Origin of the sequence: Bartonella rattaustraliani AUST/NH4, assembly GCF_000312565.1 — a bacterium.
GTDB lineage: Bacteria > Pseudomonadota > Alphaproteobacteria > Rhizobiales > Rhizobiaceae > Bartonella > Bartonella rattaustraliani.
In genome coordinates, this window is sequence record NZ_CALW02000090.1 from 1 (window position 1) to 2,490 (window position 2,490).

The window sequence follows — 2,490 nt, forward strand, 5'->3', positions numbered from 1 at the left end:
TTCGTTAGATTTTAAGAAGAAAAATGAGGGTAAAGGGCGCCCCCGCCGCGCCAGAGGCATTATTTACGCAGCGTCTTTTATGGTTTGATCACAAATTTTAATATGACCATTCAATTTTTTTGTATCTATATATGAATTGCCAAAAACACTCACTTGATCACGAATGTGTGTATAGCCTGTAATTTTTGCATTCTCATAAATACAAGCATCATCCCCAACTACAGCAAAAAACCAAACTTGAGCATTGCCAAAAATTTTTGCATTGCCATAAGCTTGCGCATAGCCAGTCAATAAAGCATTATCATAGATTTTAGCATGACCTTTTATAATAGCCCTGTCGGATACCTCAGCATGATTTAAAACGCAGGCATAATCGTAAACATAAATTTTTCCAAAAACCAAGGCATGATCAGCAACCCTTGCATTGTCATAAATTTTTGCCCAATCAAAAACCTTGGCATTGCCTTCAATTTTTGCATTATCGAAGACATAAGCATTATTATAAACACAGGCATCATCATAAACCCAGCAATTGCCTTTATGAGAGAGATTGCTTTCCTCTTCAACAAAGCCACCTAGGTCGCCAGCCTTGACATCACCAAAGTCTTTTAATGCTTTAATGCGATAAAGAGTATGATTATCAAATACACGCGTTTCATTTGTGAGTGCAAACTTTTTTTGCATAGCACAATTCCTTTATAAAGAGATTTAAATTTTAGAATGAAATGTTTTAAGAGGGGCGCCCCCGCCGCGCCCGAGACATTATTTACATTGCCTCATCATAATACTCATGGCGGTAATAATCATCTTCACTTCCAAATCTTGGAATTGCCTCATCATGAATTTGATCATCTTCTGTTAAAGAGGCGGCGCTATGAATACAAGAATCGCCAGATACATAAGCACCACAAACCACGGCATCATCAACGACATAGGAATGATCACAGATATAAGCACCATCGCTTATTTTAGCATTGCCTCCAACATGGGCATCATCACAAATAACAGACATATCAGAAATATGAGCATGACCACTTACACGGGCGTTATCATAAATTTTAACATTGCCTTCAATAATCACGGCGTTTTGAATATGAGCATTGCCATAGACCTCACAATAATCATTTATTGCCATGCCTTCAAAAATAGCATTGCCATAAATTTTAGCATCGCCATAAACGTCAACAAAAAAGCCTTTAACTTTAGCATTGTCATAAACCCTAGCATTTTGAAAGACGCGCGCTTTATCGTAAATCCAGCAATTGCCATTATGAGATAGGTTATCTTCCTTTTCAATATAGCCCCCCAGATCGCCAGCCTTGACATCATCAAAATCTCTTAAAGCACGAATGCGATATAAGAAATGACCATCGATATATTCACAATCATCGGTAAATTCGTATTTTTTTGCAGGCTCTTGTTTATTAACAGACGCAGTTTCATTTGAAATGTTAGAGAGATCGGGAGTATTTTTTGATATATTTTTCATATTTAAAACCTTACGGGTTAATAACGTTTTCAATTGACACCCCTAAGGGCGCCGGGCGTTGAAAACACGGCCGTAAGTCCGTTGTTATGCTTTTCCCATAAATGGGTATTGTATGGCATAACCACACCCGACAAAATTCTCATATACTAACAAAAGCATAAAAGATAGCCAGTATTTTAAAGACATGGGAGAGGCTGTTTCGTAACCTATCCGCTTACGGTTTAAGTGTTTTCATCACTTGAGTATTTATATAACAAAATACGTATTTATTGTCAACAATGGTTTTATCTTTTTTGATATTTTTTGTATTTTTTAAATAACGTTGTGTATAAACATTGTCATATTCTTAAAAACAGTCTCTTTTTTATTATGTGTTTTGGATTCTATATTAATGGCGTGGTTAAGCGTTTCCGTTATTTGCCTCTCTATACTGCATAAAAGTTACAAACGCTCTCATCATGCGTATTTTTAAGTTTATAACCTATTAATTTTTTACTAAATGAATTTTAATTTTTTTGTGAATTTTGTTTATAAGGGCTCTAATGTAAACAACCTTAATAGGCATCGCGCTCTTATAACCAATGCTGTCATTTGCATTATGATTATAAAACCTTGCTGTTTTATGCATTCTCTCTAGCTGTTATGTTCTTTATAGCAATGGCGTCATTTTTCATTTTCATAGAGAAACGATAAATAGGATAATTATGATTTATAGACTGTTATGAAAACATCTCAATAGAAACTGATAATTATAGAGATTAGCAAAGTTCTTTTTAATAGACCGTGTCAGTGTTGTCAGTTCTTTTTAGACCTTCTATTATTTTTTTAAATGAGAAAAAATAAAACCAATATATTTCAATTGGTTAATATCTTTAAAACATAATTCATATCAATCGTACAATCTTTAAAGATAACTAATGATATGAGTTGATTAAAACGTGTCAGTTATGTGTCAGTAAATTGAACTGACACAATAGACTATTTTAGTGAGTGATTAAAAC

Annotated in this window: 2 protein-coding genes; both read right to left on the reverse strand. The window is 34.2% G+C overall.

Annotated features, from left to right (window positions below):
* Positions 1 to 63: 63 nt before the first annotated feature.
* A complete protein-coding gene (locus tag BN67_RS10680) occupies positions 64 to 684 on the reverse strand; it encodes an LbetaH domain-containing protein (protein ID WP_019224068.1) in 621 nt (206 codons plus the stop codon).
* 82 nt (positions 685 to 766) lie between these two features.
* A complete protein-coding gene (locus BN67_RS10685; protein WP_026088291.1) occupies positions 767 to 1,489 on the reverse strand; it encodes an LbetaH domain-containing protein in 723 nt (240 codons plus the stop codon).
* Positions 1,490 to 2,490 lie beyond the last annotated feature (1,001 nt).

Coding starts and splice junctions, on each gene's coding strand:
- BN67_RS10680 (WP_019224068.1), bottom strand. CDS start 684: ATGCAAAAAAAGTTTGCACTCACAAATGAAACGCGTGTATTTGATAAT.
- BN67_RS10685 (WP_026088291.1), bottom strand. CDS start 1,489: ATGAAAAATATATCAAAAAATACTCCCGATCTCTCTAACATTTCAAAT.